Annotated in this window: 14 protein-coding genes and 1 pseudogene; 8 read left to right on the top strand and 7 right to left on the bottom strand. The window is 70.6% G+C overall.

The genetic code is table 11. The features are described from left to right. Positions 1–83 precede the first annotated feature (83 nt). Positions 84–1,352 carry a VWA domain-containing protein gene (locus NQU54_RS36845; RefSeq protein WP_257634806.1) on the top strand — a complete coding sequence of 423 codons (1,269 nt, stop codon included), beginning with the start codon at positions 84–86 and terminating at the stop codon, positions 1,350–1,352. Continuing rightward, a complete protein-coding gene (locus NQU54_RS36850; RefSeq protein ID WP_257634807.1) occupies positions 1,352–2,218 on the top strand; it encodes a hypothetical protein in 867 nt (288 codons plus the stop codon). Before NQU54_RS36845 ends, NQU54_RS36850 begins: the two co-directional genes overlap by 1 nt. A 105-nt stretch (positions 2,219–2,323) precedes the next feature. Here NQU54_RS36850 and NQU54_RS36855 read toward each other — a convergent pair. Continuing rightward, a pseudogene (locus NQU54_RS36855) lies at positions 2,324–2,860 on the bottom strand (TerD family protein); the annotation flags it as partial. Positions 2,861–3,013: 153 nt separating this feature from the next. Between NQU54_RS36855 and NQU54_RS36860 the strand changes: the two are divergent. Further along, on the top strand, positions 3,014–3,382 hold the full coding sequence (locus NQU54_RS36860; RefSeq protein WP_069860587.1) for a BlaI/MecI/CopY family transcriptional regulator: 369 nt from the start codon (positions 3,014–3,016) through the stop codon (positions 3,380–3,382). A gap of 197 nt (positions 3,383–3,579) precedes the next feature. After that, complete coding sequence (locus NQU54_RS36865) at positions 3,580–4,314, top strand: M56 family metallopeptidase (protein WP_306279421.1); 735 nt, start codon at positions 3,580–3,582, stop codon at positions 4,312–4,314. A gap of 79 nt (positions 4,315–4,393) precedes the next feature. On the opposite strand, the gene NQU54_RS36870 is transcribed toward NQU54_RS36865, so the two are convergent. The 4 genes from NQU54_RS36870 to NQU54_RS36885 all read right to left on the bottom strand — a co-directional run bounded on the left by NQU54_RS36870 (position 4,394) and on the right by NQU54_RS36885 (position 7,067). After that, complete coding sequence (locus tag NQU54_RS36870) at positions 4,394–5,128, bottom strand: DUF305 domain-containing protein (protein ID WP_257634809.1); 735 nt, start codon at positions 5,126–5,128, stop codon at positions 4,394–4,396. A gap of 70 nt (positions 5,129–5,198) precedes the next feature. After that, on the bottom strand, positions 5,199–5,759 hold the full coding sequence (locus tag NQU54_RS36875) for a hypothetical protein (protein ID WP_257634810.1): 561 nt from the start codon (positions 5,757–5,759) through the stop codon (positions 5,199–5,201). A gap of 99 nt (positions 5,760–5,858) precedes the next feature. Then, positions 5,859–6,338, bottom strand: coding sequence for a YflT domain-containing protein (locus tag NQU54_RS36880; RefSeq protein WP_257634811.1), 480 nt, complete (start codon positions 6,336–6,338; stop codon positions 5,859–5,861). Positions 6,339–6,716: 378 nt separating this feature from the next. Further along, positions 6,717–7,067 (bottom strand): hypothetical protein, encoded by a 351-nt coding sequence (locus NQU54_RS36885; RefSeq protein WP_257634812.1) that lies wholly within the window; start codon positions 7,065–7,067, stop codon positions 6,717–6,719. Positions 7,068–7,189: 122 nt separating this feature from the next. Here NQU54_RS36885 and NQU54_RS36890 point away from each other — a divergent pair, with 122 nt between their 5' ends. Further along, positions 7,190–7,558 carry an arsenate reductase family protein gene (locus NQU54_RS36890; protein WP_069860581.1) on the top strand — a complete coding sequence of 123 codons (369 nt, stop codon included), beginning with the start codon at positions 7,190–7,192 and terminating at the stop codon, positions 7,556–7,558. 172 nt (positions 7,559–7,730) lie between these two features. Here the strand turns inward: NQU54_RS36890 and NQU54_RS36895 are convergent, their stop codons facing one another. Further along, positions 7,731–9,365 (bottom strand): AMP-binding protein, encoded by a 1,635-nt coding sequence (locus NQU54_RS36895; RefSeq protein ID WP_257634813.1) that lies wholly within the window; start codon positions 9,363–9,365, stop codon positions 7,731–7,733. 452 nt (positions 9,366–9,817) lie between these two features. On the opposite strand from NQU54_RS36895, the gene NQU54_RS36900 reads away from it, so the two are divergent. Next, a complete protein-coding gene (locus tag NQU54_RS36900) occupies positions 9,818–11,851 on the top strand; it encodes a M6 family metalloprotease domain-containing protein (RefSeq protein ID WP_257634814.1) in 2,034 nt (677 codons plus the stop codon). A 52-nt stretch (positions 11,852–11,903) separates the two neighbouring features. Here NQU54_RS36900 and NQU54_RS36905 read toward each other — a convergent pair whose 3' ends face one another. Then, a complete protein-coding gene (locus NQU54_RS36905) occupies positions 11,904–13,301 on the bottom strand; it encodes a M28 family metallopeptidase (RefSeq protein WP_257634815.1) in 1,398 nt (465 codons plus the stop codon). Between the two features lie 339 nt (positions 13,302–13,640). On the opposite strand from NQU54_RS36905, the gene NQU54_RS36910 reads away from it, so the two are divergent. Further along, on the top strand, positions 13,641–14,198 hold the full coding sequence (locus NQU54_RS36910; RefSeq protein WP_231981161.1) for a hypothetical protein: 558 nt from the start codon (positions 13,641–13,643) through the stop codon (positions 14,196–14,198). Between the two features lie 41 nt (positions 14,199–14,239). Then, on the top strand, positions 14,240–20,535 hold a 6,296-nt coding region (locus NQU54_RS36915; RefSeq protein ID WP_306279422.1), incomplete at its 3' end, for a type I polyketide synthase.

The raw sequence follows: 20,535 nt of genomic DNA on the forward strand, positions 1-20,535 counted from the left end.
CCCCCGTACACCCGGCGCGGTATGCCCCAGGGCTTGACGGCCGGCTTTTGGATCAGTCGGTCGACGCTCCATAGGATGCGCCGGTGATCATAAAGAAACGTCTGGCGACAGGCGCGTTGGGGCTGCTCACCGCCCTCGCCTGCGGCCTGATATCCCCTCCCGCCGCCATGGCCGACGAACCGGCTCCCGATTCCCCCAAGGTCGAGCTGGTGCTCGACGTCAGCGGCTCCATGCGGGCCCGTGACGTCGACGGCGACTCCCGGATGGCGGCCGCGAAGCAGGCGTTCAACGAGGTGCTGGACGCCACACCGGAAGAGGTACGGCTGGGCATCCGCACCCTCGGTGCCAATTACCCGGGTAAGGACCGCAAGGCCGGCTGCCTGGACAGCGAGCGGCTCTACCCGGTGGGCCAAGTGGACCGCACCGAGGCCAAGGCGGCCGTCGCCACGCTGCGCCCCACCGGCTGGACGCCCATCGGGCTCGCGCTGCGCGGGGCCTCCAAGGACCTCTCCGGCGGCGACGGGACCCGCCGGATCGTATTGATCACGGACGGCGAGGACTCCTGCGGCCTGCCGGACCCGTGTGACGTGGCCCGTGAACTGGCCGCCCAGGGAACCCACCTGGTGGTCGACACGCTCGGGCTGACGCTGGACCGCAAGGTCCGTGAGCAGCTCAGCTGTATTGCCGAGGCCACCGGCGGCACCTATACGGCGATCCAGCACCGGGACCAGCTCTCCAGCCGTATCAAGCAGCTGGTCCGGCGCTCCGCCGACACCCCCGTGCAGACGCCCACGCCGGTGCGGGGCGCCGCGGAGTGCGCGAAGGCCCCGTACCTGGGCTCCGGTCTCTACAGCGACCGGGAGAGCTTCGGGGAACACCGCTGGTACCGGATGCGGGTGGCGCCCGGTCAGGAGCTGCGGGCCTCGGCGAGCGTGGCCGTGGACCGCACCGTCGACCCGGACTACGGCGTTCTGCTGCGGGCGGTGACCCCGGGCGGCCGGGAGCTGGTGCGCGGCAGCGAGGCGGGCAGCGGCCGTACGGATGTCATCTCCAGCGGGCTGCGCTATCCGATCGCCGATGTGGACGACGACGAGGACAGGACCGCGCGGACCGTGTGCCTGGAGCTGAGCCAGTCGTTCTCCGCGCCGGCCTCCGTCAAGCGCACTCCGGGCCTTCCGGTGGAGTTCGCCGTCGATGTGGTCGGCAACGATGATCCGCCCGCCGATCTGGCCGCCTTCGGCCTGGGCCGCGGCTGGGTGCTGCTGGGCGTGCTCACCGTGGGCGGGCTGCTCGTGGGGTTGCTGTGGGGCTGGCTGGCCCGCTGGCGTGTCACCGTCTGGAGGTCCAACTGATGCGAGTCCTGCGTACCGTGGGCACCGCGCTCACCCTGTGCGCCGCCGCCTGGCTGACCGCCGCCGCCCCGGCCGCCGCGGATGGCACGGACGGTAAGGACGGCAAGGACACGCCCACCGAGGCGGGGACGAACTTCCGTACCGCCACCGAGATCGAGCCCGGCCAGAAGGCCACCGCGGCGGCCTCCACCGGCGACTATCTGTACTGGGCGTTCCCGGCCGCCGCCGGGCGGATCCCCAAGGTCGAGGCGGAGCTGAAGCTGCCCGACGCGGCGAGCCGGCACGGCGGCGCCACCTGGCAGCTGGACGTCTACGACGGTCTGCGCCGCCACCAGCCCTGCGCCTCGGGCATGCCGACGCGCAGGGCGGCCCAGCAGGACCGGTCGGTCACCGTGAGCTGCACCCTGCGCCAGGTGCGGTCCTGGTCCGAGCGCTGGGCCAACGACCCGCTGCCGGGCGCGTACTACGTGCGGCTCACCGTCGTCGATCTGCCCGCCCAGGACCTCGGGCTGCCGATCGACGCCGAGATCGAGGCGTCCACCGGCGAGGCGGGCGGGGCGCACGCCGACGGCGGGGACCTGACCCCGCTCAATCCGGTACTGCGGGCCGGAACGGCACCCGGCACGGACTCCGAGCCGCCGGACGACACCTCCTCGGCTTCCCCGGACGACGACAAGGGCGGGGACGTCCCGCACGCGGTCGCCGAGCCGGAGGACGGCTGGGGCTCCGGCTGGTGGTCCGACCGGTGGGTGTGGACCGTGATCGGCGCGGCGCTGGCGGCGCTCGCCGGGGTGGGCGGCTACACCCTCACCCGGGGGCCGCGCCACCCGGGGCGCCCGCCGATCGGCACCGGGTCCGACATCTGACCCGATATCCGGAATCGGCGTTGGGGCCCGCACCGTGATGGTGCGGGCCCCACGCCACGCCGGACCCCGGCCGCCCGGACGCGCGGGAAGCCGCGGCGAGGACGCTCAGGAATAGTCCTTGCCCATGAGCCGCCCAAAGTCTTCCGGCTCCGCGTCGAATCCCCGAATAGCGCTCTGAATTCCCCATTCCCCGGAGTCGTCCCGGGCGAATACCGCGACCGTGGCGGAAGTGGCTCCTGAGACGCCGGTGAAGTCACTCTTCACGAGTTCGGTGTATCCCTCGAGAATCCGGACGCTGGTGTTCGGAACATCCCCGAACGTCTTCCGCCCCGAACCCTGCTGGATGGTTATCCCGACGACCACCCGCGCGTATTCGGGCGACAGCCGTTCGAGCTCCAGCGTCATGGACTCGTCGGTGCCGAGGCCCTGACCGGTACGGCTGTCCCTGTTGAGGTTGATGGTGCCGTCCGGTGAGCGGCTGTCGAAGTGGACGAGGTACGCGGGCTCACCGTACGGATCGGCGGCGCGGTACGTCCCCGCCACGATGTCGAGATCATGGGCCGGCTCACCGATGGGGCTCGGATCCCACTTGAGCGCCACCTCGATTTTCCGAAGCCCCTTGTTCAGACCAGTCACCCGGACTTCCCTTCCCTGGAACCGTGCAGATGTTGAATGCGCGTGGCGTCAAGCCTATCGCGGGCAGGGCGAGTTGAGGATTATCCGACAGCCGCGTGCGGTGCCCTGCCGAGGGGTCTCTACTATGGGCCTCCGTACTAACGGCGGAAGGAAGCGCCCATGCGACGGTTGGGGGAGCTCGAGGCGGAGATCATGGACCGCCTCTGGGCTTGGCAGCGTCCGACGACGGTGCGCGAGATCGTGGACGACATCAACGAGCACCGTCCGGTCGCCTACACCACGGTGATGACCGTCGCCTCCATCCTCTACAACAAGGGCTGGCTGCTGCGCGCCAAGGAGGGGCGGGCGTGGGTGTACTCGCCGGTGCGCAGCCGCGAGGAGTACACCGCCGCCCTGATGGAGGACGCGCTCGGCACCAGCGAGGACCGCTCCGCCGCCCTCACCCACTTCGTCGAGCAGATGGGTCCGGAGGAGGTCAGCGCGTTGCGCAAGGCGCTGCGGGCCGCGGGGCGGCGGACCCGGGCGTGACTGCGGCCCTCGCCCTGGGCTGTTATGCCGCCGCGGTCGGCGTGGTCGCCCCGAAGGCGCTGGTGCGCAGCGCCTGGCCGTATCGCGCTCCCGCCGTGGCGGTTGCCGTTTGGCAGGGGTTGGTCCTTTCCTTCACCATCGCACTGGCTCTGACCACTTATCACCTCGTCACCCCAACTTGGCATCTTCATAATGGAATGTCCGGCTTGCTCCGCTTCTGTGGGCTGACGTTCGACGCCCCTATCCCGGGTACGGGCCCGCTCGGCGTTCCGGCCGTCGCCGTACCGGCCTCGGTGGCGCTGCTTCCGCTCGCCCGATTCGGCCATGAACTGCTGCGGGCCCGACGCGTCCGGGCCCGCCACCGAGGCGTCCTGGACATGGTCGGCCGGCACTCGGCGCGGCTGCGTGCCACCGTGCTCGACCACGACACGCCCGCGGCGTACTGCCTGCCGGGCCGCAGGCCGCGGATCGTCGTGAGCGCGGGCGCGTTGCGGCTGCTCTCCCCCGCGCAACTGGAGTCCGTGCTGGAGCATGAGCGCGCGCATATCGCGGGCCGACACCATCTGGCGCTTGCGGCCACCGAGGCGTTCGCCCGGGTGTTCCGGTGGCTGCCGCTGGCGCGCGAGGCCAGGGCGCAGACGGCACTTCTGCTGGAGATGGCGGCGGACGACCGGGCACTGCGCCGCCATCCGCGCCAGGCGCTCGCCTCCGCCCTCTACACGATGGCGGCGGGTCACGCTCCCGGTGGCGGCACGGGCCACGCCCACGGCGGGGCCCTCACCGCCAGCGGGCCTGGAGCCGTGGTCCGGCTGCGGCGGATGCTGGACGCCCGGCGGCGTCCGCATCCGGCGCTGTGCGGTGTGGTGGTGACGGTCGCGGCGGGCTTACCGCTGCTGCCCCCTCTGCTCGGCTGCGCCCCCGGGATGGGGTAGCGCGCACCTCACAGCCCCAGAGGCCGCCCCGGGCCACGCGAAGGGACCACGGGACCCGGGGCGGCGGGGGTGCGGCGGATCAGAGCCGGTCGAGAAGCGTCCGCAGGGTGGTGACCTCGGTGGACTGGTTCTTCACGACGTCGTCGGCGAGCTTCTTGGCCTTGGTGTTACGGCCGTTCTTCTTCTCGTCCTTCGCCATGTCGATCGCGCCCTTGTGATGGTCGATCATCATGCTCGCGAAGGCGCGGTCGAAGGCGGGCCCCTTGGCGGCCTCGAGCTCCCGCATGTCCTGCTCGGACATCATTCCGCCCATACCGCTCTTACCGCCCGAACCGTGGTCCATTCCATTCATGCCGTCCATACCGTCCGAGCCATGGTCCATGCCGGGCATACCGTCCGAGGGTGCCCCGGATGCCTTCTCCGGCTCACCCCACTCCTTGAGCCAGGACTTCAGGGTGACGATCTCCGGATCCTGAGCCTTCTCGATCTGCCCCGCCAGGCTCTTGATCCGCGCGTTCGAGGCCCGGTCGTCGGCCAGTCGCGCCATCTCCAGGGCCTGCTCATGATGCGGGATCATCATCTGCGCGAAGCTGACGTCCGCGTCGTTGAAGGTGCCCGCCGTGGAGCTCGCGGTCGCCTCGGAGGCAGCGGTGGACTCCTTCGCGCCCGTGTGGTCCATGCCCTTCGTGTCATCGCTCCCGCCGCAGCCGACGAGCAGCAGCCCTCCGGCTGCGACGGCGCCCACGAGCGCGAGACGGCGGTGGAGCGGGCGATGGTGGAGCGACCGACGCGGGACATGCGTGAATGCGGTCATGTCGATTTACCTCTTTTTGCCAAGTGTTGACTGTTCCTGGGGCGTACCGGCGCGTTACGCGCGGTTCGGCCTATATCCGCAGAACAGACAAGGCAGTGAGGTCGGGTCCGCATGAGGGAGGGTCGAGCCGTGCGGTGGCGGCCGCCGTCACGGGGAGCCCCAGCGGCGGGCCGCTCCGGCGGGCCGACACCACACGCAGCAGCGCTCCGAGGACCCAGACACCGAGCACCGCGACACACAGCGAGGCCATGTCCATACCGGTCATGGGGTCGCGTGGCTTCGTCTCGGGCGCGTCCGACGCATGCCGGGCCTCCGCGGACGGGACCGCCGCGGAGGGGGCCTCCGCGGACGGGATCTCCGCGTACGGGGCGGGGGCCACCCGCTGCGGCCCGGAGCCGGTGGCGGCCATACCGCCACCGCCCATACCGCCCGTGCCGCCACGGTGGTCGCCGCCGTACGGCGCGGGGCGCATCTCGGCGGAGGCACGGTGCGCCGAGTGGCTCATGCCCGAACCGGATCCGCCGTCGGGATGGCCCAGGGTGTGCATGACGAAGACACCGAGCGCGAGCACGACGACAAGCAGGAGCCGCGGAAGGACTCCGCCCGCGCGCATACTCCTGCCGGTGCTCACCATCGCTCCTCGGGGGTCGGCGTGATCTCTTTCGGAGTCACACACTACTGCTAATGCCATTAGTACGTGCACGGGCCCCGGAAGACTCACCGAAGCCGCTCAGCCCTCCCGCATCGCGATCCTGGCCAGCATGTTCTTCGCCTCGTCGGCGACCTGAGCGTCCGCGACCACGTCATAGCGCGCGGCCACGATCTGGCTGCGGGACGAAAAGTCGCGCTGTCCCCGGGTCATGGCATGCCCGATGAATCCGAAGATCGCGCCGAACACCGCGCCGTAGACGAGGCCGCTCACCAGCAGCAGGATCACACTGTGGGCCCCGGCGGCGAACACGGACAGCAGCAGCCCGATCAGCAACCCGAACCAGGCTCCGGTACCGGCACCCGCGAGCGCCGCACGGCCCCTGGTCATCCGCCCGAGCACCGTCTCGACCATCCGGAGGTCCGAGCCGATGATCGCCGTGTGCTCCACCGGGAACTTGCTGTCGGCCAGGAAATCGACCGCGCGCTGGGCACCGGCATAGGTCGGGTACGAGCCGACGACCGGACGGTCGACCACTTCCGACGGCGGTTGCTGGGTCATCGCCGACTCCCTCCGTCAAGGAGAGCGTGCGCCCGCGTCCGCCCCCTCGCAACGGGAGAGGCGCGGGGGGAGTGCGGGAACACCCACGGATGGCCCGCAGCGCCGGATATCCGGAACGCCCGCGCGGCCGTCCGCGAAACATTTCCCCGGAACTCTCCGCCCTTCATTTCCCGCCCGGACCCGACACCGCGCGATTCACGCAAGCGGCCGGTTTCTTTCCACCGAGCGGACGAGCGGAAAGGAGACGCGGGGCCGGACCTTACGGGCGGCTGTCGCGGGCCGGCGCCCCGCTCTCCATGGGCGCCCCGGACGCCGCGATGCCGCGCACCACCCGGGCCGGGCCCGCCGCGCCCCGAGGAGGCGCGGCGGGACGGGCGGTCAGCGGCGAACGGGTCGGTCGGTGCGGTCGGTGCGGTCGGTGCGGTCGGTGCGGTCGGTGCGGTCGGTGCGGTCGGTGGAATCGTTGCGGATGAGGGAGCGCACCATGCGGCAGGTGATGTCGGAGGGCGGATGCACTCCGATCCGGGCGGCCGTGGAGCGTATCTTGCGGTTGGGCGCCTGCTCCGGGCGGTAGACACCCGAGTTGAGCAGCGCGATGGCCAGACGCATGGCCTTCAGACGGCGGTTGTGGGACTCGTACCACTCACGCGGGCGCCCGGCGGGCATCCGCTTCTTCGGCAGGGTCGGAAAGCTCGGCAGATCGTGAAGAGGGGGTACGGCAACGGCCATCGGCAGCCTCCTGAGATGGTCGGGAAACCTTCCCTTCAACTCCCTCTATTCTACGGCCGGGCACTGACAAAGGCCCCTGGTCAGACCGCATTCCAAGGCGGTCACGCGGTACCGTGTGCGGCATGGAGATCTGGATCAATCCGGCATGCTCGAAGTGCCGCGGCGCGCTCACCCTGCTGGACGCGGAGGGTGCCGGTTACACCGTCCGCCGCTACCTCGAAGACGTACCGAGCCAGGACGAGATCCGCGCGGTGCTCGGGCGGCTCGGGCTGGAGCCGTGGGACATCACCCGGACCCAGGAGGCCGCCGCGAAGGAGCTGGGGCTGAAGGACTGGCCGCGCGAGGAGAGCGCACGGGACCGCTGGATCGCGGCGCTGGCCGAGCACCCCAAGCTCATCCAGCGGCCGCTCATCACGGCCGACGACGGTTCGGCGGTGGTGGGGCGCACGGAGGAGGCGGTGCGGGAGGCGCTGTCCCGGTCCCGCGGATGACCTCGGTGCCGATGGGCCCGCGTATGGTCTGAGGGCCGGTGGGCCGGTGGGCCGGTGGGCACGCCCCGGTGCCCCATGTGCGGCACGGGGCGTACGGGGCGTGCGCGATACGGCGACGGCGCCAGGGCGTGCGAGGGTGCCCGCGCCGGGGCCACCTCGGCGCGGGGGCCGCTCAGCGGCGCTGTGAAGGGGCCTGCTGCGGGCGCAGCAGGAACCGCTGCGTCTTACCGCTGGAGGTCTTCGGCAGCTCGGCCACGAAGTGGACGTTCCGCGGATAGGCGTGCTTGGCGTACCGCTCCCTGACCAGTTGCTGAAGCTCGGCCGCGAGCGCGTCGTCCGTCTCCGTCCCGGGCCGCGGCACGATGAACGCCTCCACGACCTCGCCGTACTCCTCGTCCGGCACACCGACCACGGCGGCCTCCGCCACGGCGGCGTGCTCCAGCAGCACGGCCTCCACCTCGAAGGGGCCAATGCGGTAACCCGCCATCAGGATGATGTCGTCGCCGCGCCCGGAGAAGAACATATGGCCCTCCTCGTCGCGGGCGGCGGTGTCACCGGTGTAGAACCAGCGCCCGTCGGGGCTGAACTTCTCGGCGGTCTGCTCGGGCGCGTCGCGGTAGCCCTTGAACCACATCAGCGGGCTGTCGGCGATGTCCACCACGACCCGGCCCGGGACGTTCGCACGGGCCGGGGCCGAGTTGGTGTCCTCGCGGAGCACCTTGACATTCCAGCCGGGCAGCGGACGGCCCATGGAGCGGGGCTTGATCTCGTCGCGCAGGTCAGGGTGCCAGGCATGGGCGACCACCATGCCCAGTTCGGTCGAGCCGTAGTGGTCGCGCACGGGGACGCCGAGTGTGTCCAGCGCCCAGTCGACGATGTCCGGGGGCAGCGGCTCGCCCGCGGCGGAGCAGCAGCGCAGCCGCAGATCGCCGGGTGCGGGGAGGCCGGAGGCGCGCAGCTTCCGGTAGACGGTGGGCCCTGCGGCGAAGTTGGTGACTCCGAAGCGGGAGAGCATCTCCCAGGTGGACTCCGCGGAGAACAGGCCGTTCAGCAGCAGGCCACGCTGTCCGAGGGCGAGGGGCCCGATGATCGCGAAGTACAGGCCGTACGCCCAGCCCGGGTCGGCGCCGTTCCAGAAGACGTCGGTGGGCCGGTGGTCCAGGCCGAACTGCTGGTACATGGCGAAGCCCGCGACGGCTCGCAGCGGGATCGGGACGGCCTTGGGAGTGCCCGCGGTACCCGAGGTGAACAGCTCCACGATGAGCCCGTCGCCGCCCACGGCCACCGGCTCGGGCAGCGGGGCGTGTCCCTCGACCAGTTCCGCGAAGGACAGATCGGCACCGGTGGCCGGGCCGGTGGTGACGATCCGCCAGGGACGCTCACCGGGGGAGCCCGACTGCGGGTCCAGCTTGGGCCGTTGGTCGGCGTCGGTGATCACGACCTTGGTGTCGTTGCCCACGATCCGCAGCGCGATGGCCGACGCGGCGAACGCGGTGAACAGCGGCACCTGGACGGCCCCGAGCCGCCAGATCGCCAGGCTCGCGACCAGCAGTTCGGCGGATTTGCCCATCAAGGTGGCGACGCGGTCGCCCGCTCCGACACCCTGGGCGGCCAGGGCACCGGCCATCCGTGACGAACGGTCACGAAGCTCGCCGTACGTAATGTCGTGGCCGGTCATGTCCTTGCCCACCACCGTGAACGCGACGGCGTCGTCCGGGTGCCTGTCGCACAGCAGGTACGCGGTATTCGCCGCAGGCTCACCGAAGGTCTTGAGCAGGTCAGCCATGCGCTGTTCTGGGCTGGTCAAGAGGGCTCCTAGTGCTGGTATCCACGAGTCGCGCCGAACGGGAGGGAGAGCCGGTGCCCGGCCTCGGGCGAGCGTGGGCGCACCTCTGGGGCGCGGGCGCACCTCGCCTTCCGGGGTGGGCTGTTCCCGGTCGTAGCTGACGAAGTCCCAGGCGGCGGCAGCTCCCGTTGGCCTGTACACGCTATCGCGCTTTCACACCGGCCCGGCAGCCGTCCTCCGGTACCGGGGCCGGGGCCACATCCGGGGGGGGGACGGAGCGGAGTCGGCGGGCGGCGGCCGCGGCCGTTCCAAGGCGCTCCGGCACCCCGGACGCTCCGGCGCTCCGGACGCCCTGGTGTCCCGAGGCGCTCTGGCGTCCCCCCTTTCCCCGTCCTACCTTTGGGCAGCGGTAGGCATACCGCTCGCACGGCTTGTCATGTCTGAGCTCCGAGACGCCCGACACGAGGTGAGCCTTGATCCTCCCCCGAAGACCCGTCGGCCGGTTGACCGTCGTCGCCACCATCCTCGCCACCGCGGCGGCCATCGCCGCCGGACCCGCGCGGGCCACCCCCGACGGCACACCGTCGGCCGGACCCGCCCGGCCGCCACTGGCGCGCCCCATCGACCCGCAGCAATGGCGCAACCCCGACGACATGACCTGGGCCGACTACCGCGCGGTCCCCGGTACGCACTGGGCCGACCCCTCGGTCAAGCCCACACAGCGCACCTTCAAGGGCGCACTGGTGCTCCTGGACTATCCGGACGAGGAGTTCACGGTCAGCCGGCCCGCCGGATCCACCCTCTTCGGCAATCCGCAGCCCAGCGCCTCGGATATCCCCCGCGACCGACTGCCGCGCTTCTACCAGGACTTCCTCAACACACCGGGGCCGCTGAACAACGGTCACACCATCAACGAGTACTGGATGGAGGACTCCGGCGGCCGCATCGGTGTCGATCTGACCGCCTTCGGTGTGTACCGCATGCCGGGCAAGTCCTATCAGTACGGCGTCGAGAGCTCGATGAACCCGGGCGCCTGCCCGGCCGGGGACACCTGCGGCAAGGACATCCGGGCCGACGGCAAGGCCGCCTGGGTGGCCGATGTCGGCGCCGACGAGGCGGGCTCGTTCGACTTCGTCTTCTATCTCACGGCCGGCCAGGACGAGTCGTCCACCTGGCAGGAGTTCGGCCAGACGAAGTTTCCGGGCGCCGGGGACATACCGGCCGCCTGGGGGCCGCCGATGACCGCGGGCGACAACTCCGCACGGACCCGCTATGTGCCGTGGACGTCCTGGCAGGCCGCCGCCCGTATCTGGCCCAACGCCGCCGACGGGTCCTCGGTGCAGGCCGAGAGCTCGGGCATGGCCGTGTACGCCCATGAGCTGAGCCATATCCTGGGCATCGGGGACAACTACAACAACCCGTACGGCACCCCGCTCAGCCGTGCGTACACCGGAATCTGGAGCATGCTCTCCCGCGGCTCCTTCAACGGCCCCGGCGGACCGCACACCCGCTGGCAGATCCCCGCCACGGCCGGGGGCTCGATGGGGTCCCAGCATGTGCTGCGCGACAAGCTGAAGCTCGGCATCGTCGACGAGAAGAACGTGTTACGGCTGGACCGCGACGCCCTGAAGGGCTCCGGACTCGTCGTCGCCCGGGTCACCGCACGTTCGGCGCCACCGGGCGAGAAGGGGCTCGCCGGAGTCAACATCACCATGGGCAAGGATCTCTCCGCGCCCTGCGACAACGCCACCGACCCCCTGTGCGACGGCGGCGGCTACGACAACTACACCGTCGAGGTCGTCGACCGCATGGGCATGGACTCCTTCACCCCGGACCACGGGGTGCTGCTCACCAAGACCAAGGACAAGGACCGGGCCCCGTTCGCCTGGGTGGTCGACGCCCACCCCGAGGACATCGGCATGGTGGACTTCGAGCGCCCGGACGGCACCACCCAGAAGATCACCATGGGCGACTACCGGCAGCTCAGCGATGCGCTCTTCCACGCCGGGGCCGACTCCGGCAGCCAGTACGAGTACATCGACCAGGCCAACCGGCTGCACTTCTACGTACTGGACCTCAAGCGCGACAGATCCGGAGTGCTCTCGTACACCATCGCCGTGAAGTCCCTCGACGGCGCCGGACCGCAGCGGCGCGGACTGGCTCTCCACCGGGGCGAGTCCAAGGGGAACGCCTCCCGCTCCCCGGCCGTGTGCACCTTCGGCCTCGACAACACCGGGCGTGCCACGGGCGGTGGGGCCGCGACTCCGGCCACCTTGGTGGACTCGGATGTCTACCGGCTGTCGGCGAAGGCCGTCGGCCGGGGCTGGTCCGCCTGGCTGCCCAACCGTCTCGCCACCGCCAGGGCCGGTGGATCGGTGGATGTCGAGGTGGCCGTGGCCGCGGAAAAGGGCGCCGAGCGGCACGGCGCGGTGGTCCTCACCGCCCGCTCGGAAAGCGATCCGCACCGAACCGCCAAGGCGCTGTGCCGGCTGTCGGGTCGCCGGTAGGGCGACGGGTACGGCCCGCCGGCACCCGGTGGGCCGTACCCGTTCGGCGCTCCTAGTCCGTCGCGTCGGTCGCGGTCTGGATCGGCACCCGGAGGGTGTCGGGCTCACAGCCCGCCGTACCGGCGATGATCCGCGCCGCCCCCTTGGTGAGCGGCACCAGGCTCTGCTCGTCCACCTTGTCCGGGGTGTCCCGCGGATCGAAGATGTACATGGGCGTGGTGATCATCTGCACCAGCGGCACACCCGTGTAGTAGAAGTAGGCGCCGTCGGTGGCCGGGTTCGGCGCGAAGGCGGTCGGCGACAGGATCCATGAGCGGCGCAGGTCCTCCGCCGCGAGTGACTCGGCCACCAGCTGCTCCAGCCGGGGGGCCTGGGTGGTGAACCACCAGCGCACCTCTGGGTCGTCGGTGGGCACGACCTCGCCGTCGACCACCTCCGCCTGGCGTGCGGCGTGTTCCAGATGCATTTCGAGGACCACCCGCGGAAACAGCTCGGGGTGCGCCGCGATGAACGCCTGTGTGCCCGCTGCGCCCGCCATATGGCCGGACGTCAGCACGAACAGCATGTTGTGCGGCCGCAGTTCCTGCGGCACCGACGCCCAGAACTTGGCCTGCGCCAGGACGAGCGCGACCCCGGATGCGTCCTCCACCGCCGACGCCCAGGGACCGTCGTGGTGTGAGCCGACGATCACCCAGTGGTCGGAGGCGCCGGGCAGGGTGCCCACCACATTGTGGGTGGTCTCCTCGGTGATGGTGGCGTCGGAGACGATCCGGCCCTCGCACTCCCCCGACGCCATCAGCTCGCGGACCCGCTGCCCGTCCTTGCCACTCAGCCAGATACCGGGGATGGAGCGCCGTTCGGCGTCATAGGGCCAGTAGAAGTCGCTGGTCTCCCAGGGCAGTCCGGTGAGCAGGCCGACATAGGCCGTGGCGCCGTCCTTGCGGGCGATGTCGAAGTCCAGCACATGGGGAAGGTCGAAGGGCACGGTCTGGACGAGGTCGGGGAACACGCCCTCGGGGTCGTAGCAGCCGGTGGCCCGGACCTGCACCTCGGTCTGCGGCAGCCGGGTGAAGCCGATCTCCTGGACCGCGATGGAGCCGCGCACCTCCCCGTCCTCCATCCGCACCAGCCGGCCCTCGGTGCCCTCGGTCGGGGTGGTGTACGGCTGGGCGAGCCCCTCGAAACGGATGACCTCATCGGGCCGTCCTGCGGGCCAGATCTCGAAGGCCGCGGACCTCGGCCGCCAGATGGGCGTGTCCAGCGGCTCAAGCCGCACATCCGCCAGCCCGGTCTCCCGGAACTGCTCCGCGGCCCACTCCTCGGTCCAGCCGTCGGCCGGATAACCGGCCCGGCGAATCCCCTGGCTGACGATCAGTTCGATCCAGGCCATCATCTCCTTCGACGTGGGTGCCCGATCGATGTACTTCTCCAGCTCCGGCCAGCCGCTCATCGTCATCCTCCTCATCGCCAAGATCCGGATTCATGGTCGACGGGCGGGCTAAAGCTGGGCTAACGCGATGCCAGTGCGCCGCTTTTCGCGGAGCCCCATTTCGTACCGGTCCGCCGTCGATGAGCAGGCCAAGCCGGGCGTTAGACACACTTTGGCCACGGCACAAATGATGGTCGCCGTATCCGGACAAGCCGCCTGACCGGCGGTTCAGCCGCAGGTCAGCACCCGAATGACGGTGGGGAGTCGAGTGTGCGCACCGAAACGTCACAGGAACGGGAACCTTATGACACGGCCCGGCGGAGGAGGTGGCGCCGCCGGATCCCGGCCGGTGTCGTGGGTGTGGCAGCCGTGAGCCTGGTCGCGCTCGCCGTCTCCCCGGTGAACGCCGAGCCCGATACCAGAGCGAAACCGCCGCACGGCAAAAATCCCCTTCCCGCTCCCCCGCAGATCCGCGATCTCGACTTTCTGCTCGGCTCCTACACCTGCGACTACACCCCACCGCCGGGCGGAAAGCCGGCGGTGCTGAAGCTGACCACCAAGCGGGCGATGGGCGGGCACTACCTCTACACGGACGCCACGCTCGAGCCGGGCAGCGTGGTCGGCCGTACGTCCTTGGGCTGGAATCCCGTCGACGGCAAATTCATCAACCAGTACCACGACAACTGGGGTTCATCCGGAAACTACACCTCGTCCGGCTGGAAGGACGGCCACCTGATATTCAAGGGTCCCCTCACCCAGGTGATCACACCGAATGGTTCCGGGCAGACAACCGGCGTGAAGCTGGACCTCGTGGACGACTACCAGGTGCTCGGCCCAGGACATTTCAAGGACACCACGAGCTTCACCTTCCCCGACGGAAGTACTTTGCAGGGCAGTTACGACTGCCGCCGCCAATAGCGTTCAGCGTTCCGGACCGAGGGAAGTGGGGGTGGCCGACCATGGCGGGCAATGAAGAGAAGCTGCTCGACTATCTGAAGCGGGTCACGGCGGATCTCCGTCAGACGCAGCGGCGTCTCAAGGATGTCGAGTCCGCGGGGTATGAGCCGGTCGCGATCGTGGGAATGTCCTGCCGTTTTCCCGGAGGCGTACGGTCCCCCGAAGAGCTGTGGGAACTGGTCGCCGCGGAGCGGGACGCCATCTCGGAACTCCCCACGGACCGCAATTGGGATGTGGAGAACCTCTTCCATCCCGATCCGGAGCACCCGGGGACGAGCTATACGCGCGAGGGCGGCTTCATCGACGACCCCGCGGGATTCGACGCCGCGTTCTTCGGCATCAGCCCCCGCGAGGCCCTCGGGATGGCGCCCCAGCAGCGGCTGGCCCTCGAGGCGTCCTGGGAGGCCATCGAGCACGCCGGTGTCGACCCGGAGTCGCTGCGTGGCAGCCGGACCGGCACCTTCATCGGCTGCGACCACCTGGACTACTGCTCCGACGCCTCCCAGGTGCCCGAGGGCTCGGCCGGCTACTTCACCATCGGCAACTCCGCCAGTGTGGTGTCCGGCCGCGTGGCGTACACCCTCGGTCTGGAGGGGGCCGCGGTGACGGTGGACACCGCGTGCTCCTCCTCCCTGGTGGCCATGCATCTGGCCTGTCAGGCGATCCGGCAGGGCGAATGCGATATGGCGCTGGCCGGGGGCGTCGCCGTGATGTCCTCGACGGCACCGTTCATCGGCTTCAGCGAGTTGCGAGGGCTCGCACCGGACGGCAGGTCCAAGGCGTTCTCGGCGAACAGCGACGGCATGACCCTGGCCGAGGGTGTGGGCGTCCTGCTGCTGGAACGGCTCGCGGACGCGCGCCGCAACGGCCACCAGGTGCTGGCCGTGGTCCGGGGCACGGCGGTCAACCAGGACGGCGCAAGCAACGGCCTCACGGCCCCGAACGGGCCCTCGCAACAGCGAGTGATCCGGCAGGCGCTCGCCAACGCCCGGCTGTCTCCGTCGGACGTGGACGCCGTCGAGGCACACGGCACCGGAACCACTCTGGGCGACCCGATCGAGGCACAGGCGCTGCTCGCCACGTACGGGCAGGAGCGGCCCGAGGGACGTCCGCTGTGGCTGGGGTCCATCAAGTCCAACATCGGACATGCGCAGATGGCCGCGGGCGCGGCCGGGGTCATCAAGATGGTGATGGCGATGCGACATGAAGTGCTGCCCGCATCGCTGCATATCGATGAGCCGACGCCCCACGTGGACTGGAGCGCGGGCGATATCCATCTGCTCGCCGAGGCTCGGGAGTGGCCACGCGGCGAGCATCCACGCCGGGCGGGGATCTCTTCGTTCGGCATCAGCGGAACCAACGCACATGTCATCGTGGAGCAGGCGCCCGAGGAACCGCCGACGGCAGTCGTCGCTGTCGCGGCGGAGCCGGTAGAGCCGGTAGAGCGGGCGGACTCGGTAGAGCCGGTGGGCGGGCCGGTGCCGTGGGTGGTGTCCGCGCGCGGGGCAGAGGCGTTACGGGGCCAGGCGCGGGCACTGGCGGCACGGGTGAACGCCGACCCCGGGGTGAGCGCCGATGAAGTGGGCTGGTCCCTGCTGCGCTCCAGGACCCTCTTCGACCACCGAGCCGTGGTCATCGGCCAGAACCGCGAAGAACTGGTGGCGGGACTGGAGGCACTGGCCGCCGGAGAACCACATCCGAGTCTGGTGGAGCCCGGAAAGGCCGCCGACACCACAGGCAAGACGGTCTTCCTCTTCAGCGGACAGGGCAGCCAGCGCCCCGGCATGGGCACCGAACTCTACGACCGCTTCCCCATCTTCGCCGAAGCCTTCGACGAAGTCTGCGCCCTCCTCGACCCACATCTTGAGCACCCGCTACGGGAGTTGGTCTTCAGCCGCGAACCCGAACAGGCCGCGTTGCTGGACCACACCACCTACGCCCAAGCAGGGCTGTTCGCCCTCCACATCGCCCTGGCACGACTACTCGACTCGCTCGGCGTACGACCCGACACCGTCATCGGACACTCCATCGGCGAAATCGCCGCCGCCCACATCGCCGGAATCTTCGACCTCCCCGACGCCTGCCACCTCGTCGCCACCCGCGCCACCCTCATGGGCCAACTACCCCAAGGCGGCAGCATGGCCACCATCGCCGCCACCCCCGAAGAACTCGCCAACGACCTGGCCCAACACGACGGCCAGGTGAGCATCGCCGCCCTCAACACCCCCACCAACACCGTCATCTCCGGCCCGACCGACCTGGTCACCGACATCAGCGCCACCTGGGCGGCCAAAGGCCGTAAGACCAGGACACTGACCGTCAGCCACGCCTTCCACTCCCCGCTCATGGATCCCATCCTCGAACCCTTCAAGGAGGCCATCAGCGGGCTGACCTACCACCCACCCGCCATCCCCCTCATCAGCAACCTCACCGGACAACCAGCGGATGAGCACATCACCACCCCCGACTACTGGGCCCAGCACATCCGCCAATCCGTCCACTTCCACCCCGCCGTCGCCCATGTCGCGCCCGAAACCGGCGTGTTCCTCGAACTCGGCCCCGCCCCCGTCCTCGCCACCGCAACCCACCACACCCTCCACCACCACACCACCAAAAACCCCACCAACCAGCCGACACCGCTGATCACATCCGCCCTCACCCGTAAACAGCCCGAGCGGCGGGCCCTCACCCACGCCCTCGCCCGGCTCCACACGGCCGGTGTCGAAATCGACTGGACCAGCTGGTTCCCCGCCGACCCGGTTCCCCGGGTGGTCGGGTTGCCGACGTATGCCTTCCAGCACCAGCGCTTCTGGCTGGCCCCGCCAGCCGCCCGTACGAGCTTCGAGGGGACTGCCGGGGACCCTGCCGAGGCGCAGCTCTGGCATGCCATCGAGGAACTCGATGTCGATGCCCTGAGCAGCACACTCCGGCTGGAGAAGGACAGCCCCGGCATCGACGCCCTGCTGCCCGCGCTCCCCGTACTGTCCGCCTGGCGGCGTCAGCACCGTGAGCGTTCGACCATCGACTCCTGGCGCTACCGGGCCACTTGGCAGCAGCTCGCCGACCCGCCCACACCGACCCTCACGGGCACCTGGCTGGTGGTCGTCCCCGCCGGGCAGGAGGAACACGCGACGGTCCAGGTGACCGTCCAGGCGCTGCGGGCGCATGGCGCCACGGCGCTCCGGCATGGGGTCAACGCTCATGACATCGATCGCGCCGCGCTCCACGAACGCCTCGCCCGGCTCACCGAGGAGTTCCAGCCCGCCGGAGTCATCAGCCTGCTCGCCCTCGACACGGAACCGCTCATCGGCCACTCCGCGGTGCCCGCCGGGCTCGGCGCCACCACCGCGCTCCTTCAGGCTCTCGATGACGCCGGAATCGGCACGCCCCTGTGGTGCCTCACCCAGGGCGCCGTCGCCACCGGCCGCGGCGACCTTCTCCCCCGCCCCGGGCAATCGCAGATCTGGGGGTTCGGCCGGGTGGCCGCGCTGGAGTATCCGCAGCGCTGGGGCGGCCTCATCGATCTGCCCGCCACCATGACCCACCACACCGCGGGTCGGCTGGCGGCGCTTCTCGTACCCGGGCAGCCCGAGGACCAGGTCGCCATCCGCACCACCGGGACGTACTCACGCCGCCTCGCCCGTGTGCCCGCCGCCGACACCGCCCCCGCCCCTTGGGAGCCGTCCGGCACCGCCCTCATCACCGGCGGCACCGGGGGTCTCGGCGCCCAGATCGCCCGCTGGCTGGCCCACCGGGGCGCACCCCGTCTCCACCTCATCAGCCGTTCCGGACCCGATGCGCCCGGCGCGTCCGAGCTCGGTGAGGAGCTCACCGCTCTGGGGACGGACATCACCATCAGCGCCTGCGATGCCTCCGACCGCGCCGCACTCCAGCGGCTCATCGACACCGTCCCCGCCGAACACCCCCTCACCGCCGTCTTCCACACCGCCGGGACAATGGAACTCGGTCAGATCGGGGAGCTGGACCCCGGGCGGTTGCAGTCCGTTCTGCGGTCGAAGGCCCTGGCCGCCGCTCATCTGCACGACCTCACCCAGGACCTCGATCTCGCGGCCTTCGTGCTCTTCTCGTCCAACGCCGCGACCTGGGGCAGCGGGCAACAGGCCGCCTACGCCGCCGCGAACACCTACCTGGACGCGCTCGCCGAACACCGCCGGGCCCGGGGCCTGCCCGCCACCAGCCTCGCCTGGGGCCCGTGGGGCGAGGCAGGCATGGCGGCCGACCAGCACACGCTCTCCCATCTCAAGCGGCGCGGTCTCTCGCCCCTCCCCACCGACCTCGCCATCGCGTCACTGCACCAGGCCCTGACACACGACGACACCGCCGTCACGATCGCGGATGTCGACTGGGAGACGTTCGGCCGTACGTTCACCGCGCAGCGCCCGAGTCCGTTCCTCACCCGTCTGCTGCCGACGAGCGCGGAGCCCACCACGCCCGCGACCACCGCCGACGACAATCCGCTGCGGCAGCAGCTCGGCGCGGCGCCCACCGCTCAGCGGCACCAGATACTGGTGCGCCATATCCAGACCCTGGCCGCGACGATCCTCGGCCACCCCGGGCTGGACGCGATTCCCCCGGGGCAGCCCTTCCAGGAGCTGGGCTTCGACTCCCTCACCGCCGTTGAGCTGCGCAATCAGCTCGCCGCCGGCACCGGACTCTCGCTCGCCCCGGCGCTGGTCTTCGACCATCCGACGCCGAACGCCCTCGCCACGTATCTGGGCGCCGAACTGACGGGGCAGAGGGCCACCGTCGCCACCCATACGTCGTCCGTGGCCACCGATGACGAGCCGATCGCGATCGTCGGCATGGCCTGCCGCTACCCGGGCGGTGTGCGCTCACCGGAGGAGCTGTGGAAGCTGGTCGCCGCAGGTCGGGACGCCATCGGGGAGATGCCCACCGACCGTGACTGGGATCTGGACACGCTCTTCGATCCCGACCCGGAGCGCCTGGGCACCAGCTATGCGCGTGAGGGCGGCTTCCTCCACGACGCCGCCGGATTCGACGCGGCGTTCTTCGGCATCAGCCCGCGCGAAGCGCTCGCCATGGACCCCCAGCAGCGCCTGCTCCTGGAAACCGCCTGGGAGACCTTCGAGAGCGCGGGCCTGGACCGGGACACACTCGCCGGGAGCAACACCGGCGTCTTCGCGGGCGGCACCTATCAGGGCTACGGCGCCTCCGGAAGCTCCTCGGCGCGGGAGGTCGAGGGATACCTGCTCGCGGGCGGTACGCCGAGTGTCATGTCGGGCCGGGTGGCGTATGCGTTCGGCCTCGAAGGCCCGGCGGTCACGGTGGACACTGCGTGCTCATCCTCCCTGGTGGCGATGCATCTGGCGGCCCAGGCCCTGCGCCAGGGTGAATGCACGATGGCGCTGGCGGGTGGCGTCACCGTGATGGCCACGCCGACCACCTTCGTGGAGTTCTCCCGCCAGCGCGGACTGGCGGCCGACGGTCGGTGCAAGCCGTTCGCGTCGGCCGCCGACGGCACCGGCTGGGGCGAGGGCGCCGGGCTCCTGCTGCTGGAACGGCTGTCGGACGCACACCGCAACGGCCACCGTGTGCTGGCGGTGATCCGAGGCTCCGCCGTCAACCAGGACGGCACCAGCAACGGCCTCACCGCGCCGAACGGACCCTCACAGCAGCGAGTGATCGGCCAGGCGCTCGCCAACGCCCGGGTGTCGCCCGCAGAGGTCGATGCGGTGGAGGGACACGGCACCGGGACCACGCTCGGTGACCCGATCGAGGCACAGGCGCTGCTCGCCACGTACGGGCGGGAACGGCCCGAGGGACATCCACTGTGGCTCGGCTCCATCAAGTCCAACATCGGCCACACCCAGGCCGCCTCCGGAGTGGCCGGGGTCATCAAGATGGTGATGGCGATGCGGCATGAAGTGCTGCCCGCATCGCTGCACATCGACGAGCCGACGCCCCACGTGGACTGGAGCGCGGGCGATGTCCAACTGCTGGCCGAGGTGCGCGAATGGCCGCGCGGCGAGCATCCGCGCCGGGCGGGGATCTCTTCGTTCGGCATCAGCGGAACCAACGCACATGTCATCGTGGAGCAGGCGCCCGAGGAACCGCCGACGGCAGTCGTCGCTGTCGCGGCGGAGCCGGTAGAGCCGGTAGAGCGGGCGGACTCGGTAGAGCCGGTGGATGGGCCGGTGCCGTGGGTGGTGTCCGCGCGCGGGGCAGAGGCGTTACGGGGCCAGGCGCGGGCACTGGCGGCACGGGTGAACGCCGACCCCGGGGTGAGCGCCGATGAAGTGGGCTGGTCCCTGCTGCG

Source organism: Streptomyces malaysiensis subsp. samsunensis (assembly GCF_024519315.1).
GTDB lineage: Bacteria > Actinomycetota > Actinomycetes > Streptomycetales > Streptomycetaceae > Streptomyces > Streptomyces malaysiensis.

Coding starts and splice junctions, on each gene's coding strand:
- NQU54_RS36905 (WP_257634815.1), bottom strand. CDS start 13,301: ATGAGCGGCTGGCCGGAGCTGGAGAAGTACATCGATCGGGCACCCACG.
- NQU54_RS36870 (WP_257634809.1), bottom strand. CDS start 5,128: ATGACCGCATTCACGCATGTCCCGCGTCGGTCGCTCCACCATCGCCCG.
- NQU54_RS36880 (WP_257634811.1), bottom strand. CDS start 6,338: ATGACCCAGCAACCGCCGTCGGAAGTGGTCGACCGTCCGGTCGTCGGC.
- NQU54_RS36865 (WP_306279421.1), top strand. CDS start 3,580: ATGTCCGGCTTGCTCCGCTTCTGTGGGCTGACGTTCGACGCCCCTATC.
- NQU54_RS36850 (WP_257634807.1), top strand. CDS start 1,352: ATGCGAGTCCTGCGTACCGTGGGCACCGCGCTCACCCTGTGCGCCGCC.
- NQU54_RS36860 (WP_069860587.1), top strand. CDS start 3,014: ATGCGACGGTTGGGGGAGCTCGAGGCGGAGATCATGGACCGCCTCTGG.
- NQU54_RS36890 (WP_069860581.1), top strand. CDS start 7,190: ATGGAGATCTGGATCAATCCGGCATGCTCGAAGTGCCGCGGCGCGCTC.
- NQU54_RS36885 (WP_257634812.1), bottom strand. CDS start 7,067: ATGGCCGTTGCCGTACCCCCTCTTCACGATCTGCCGAGCTTTCCGACC.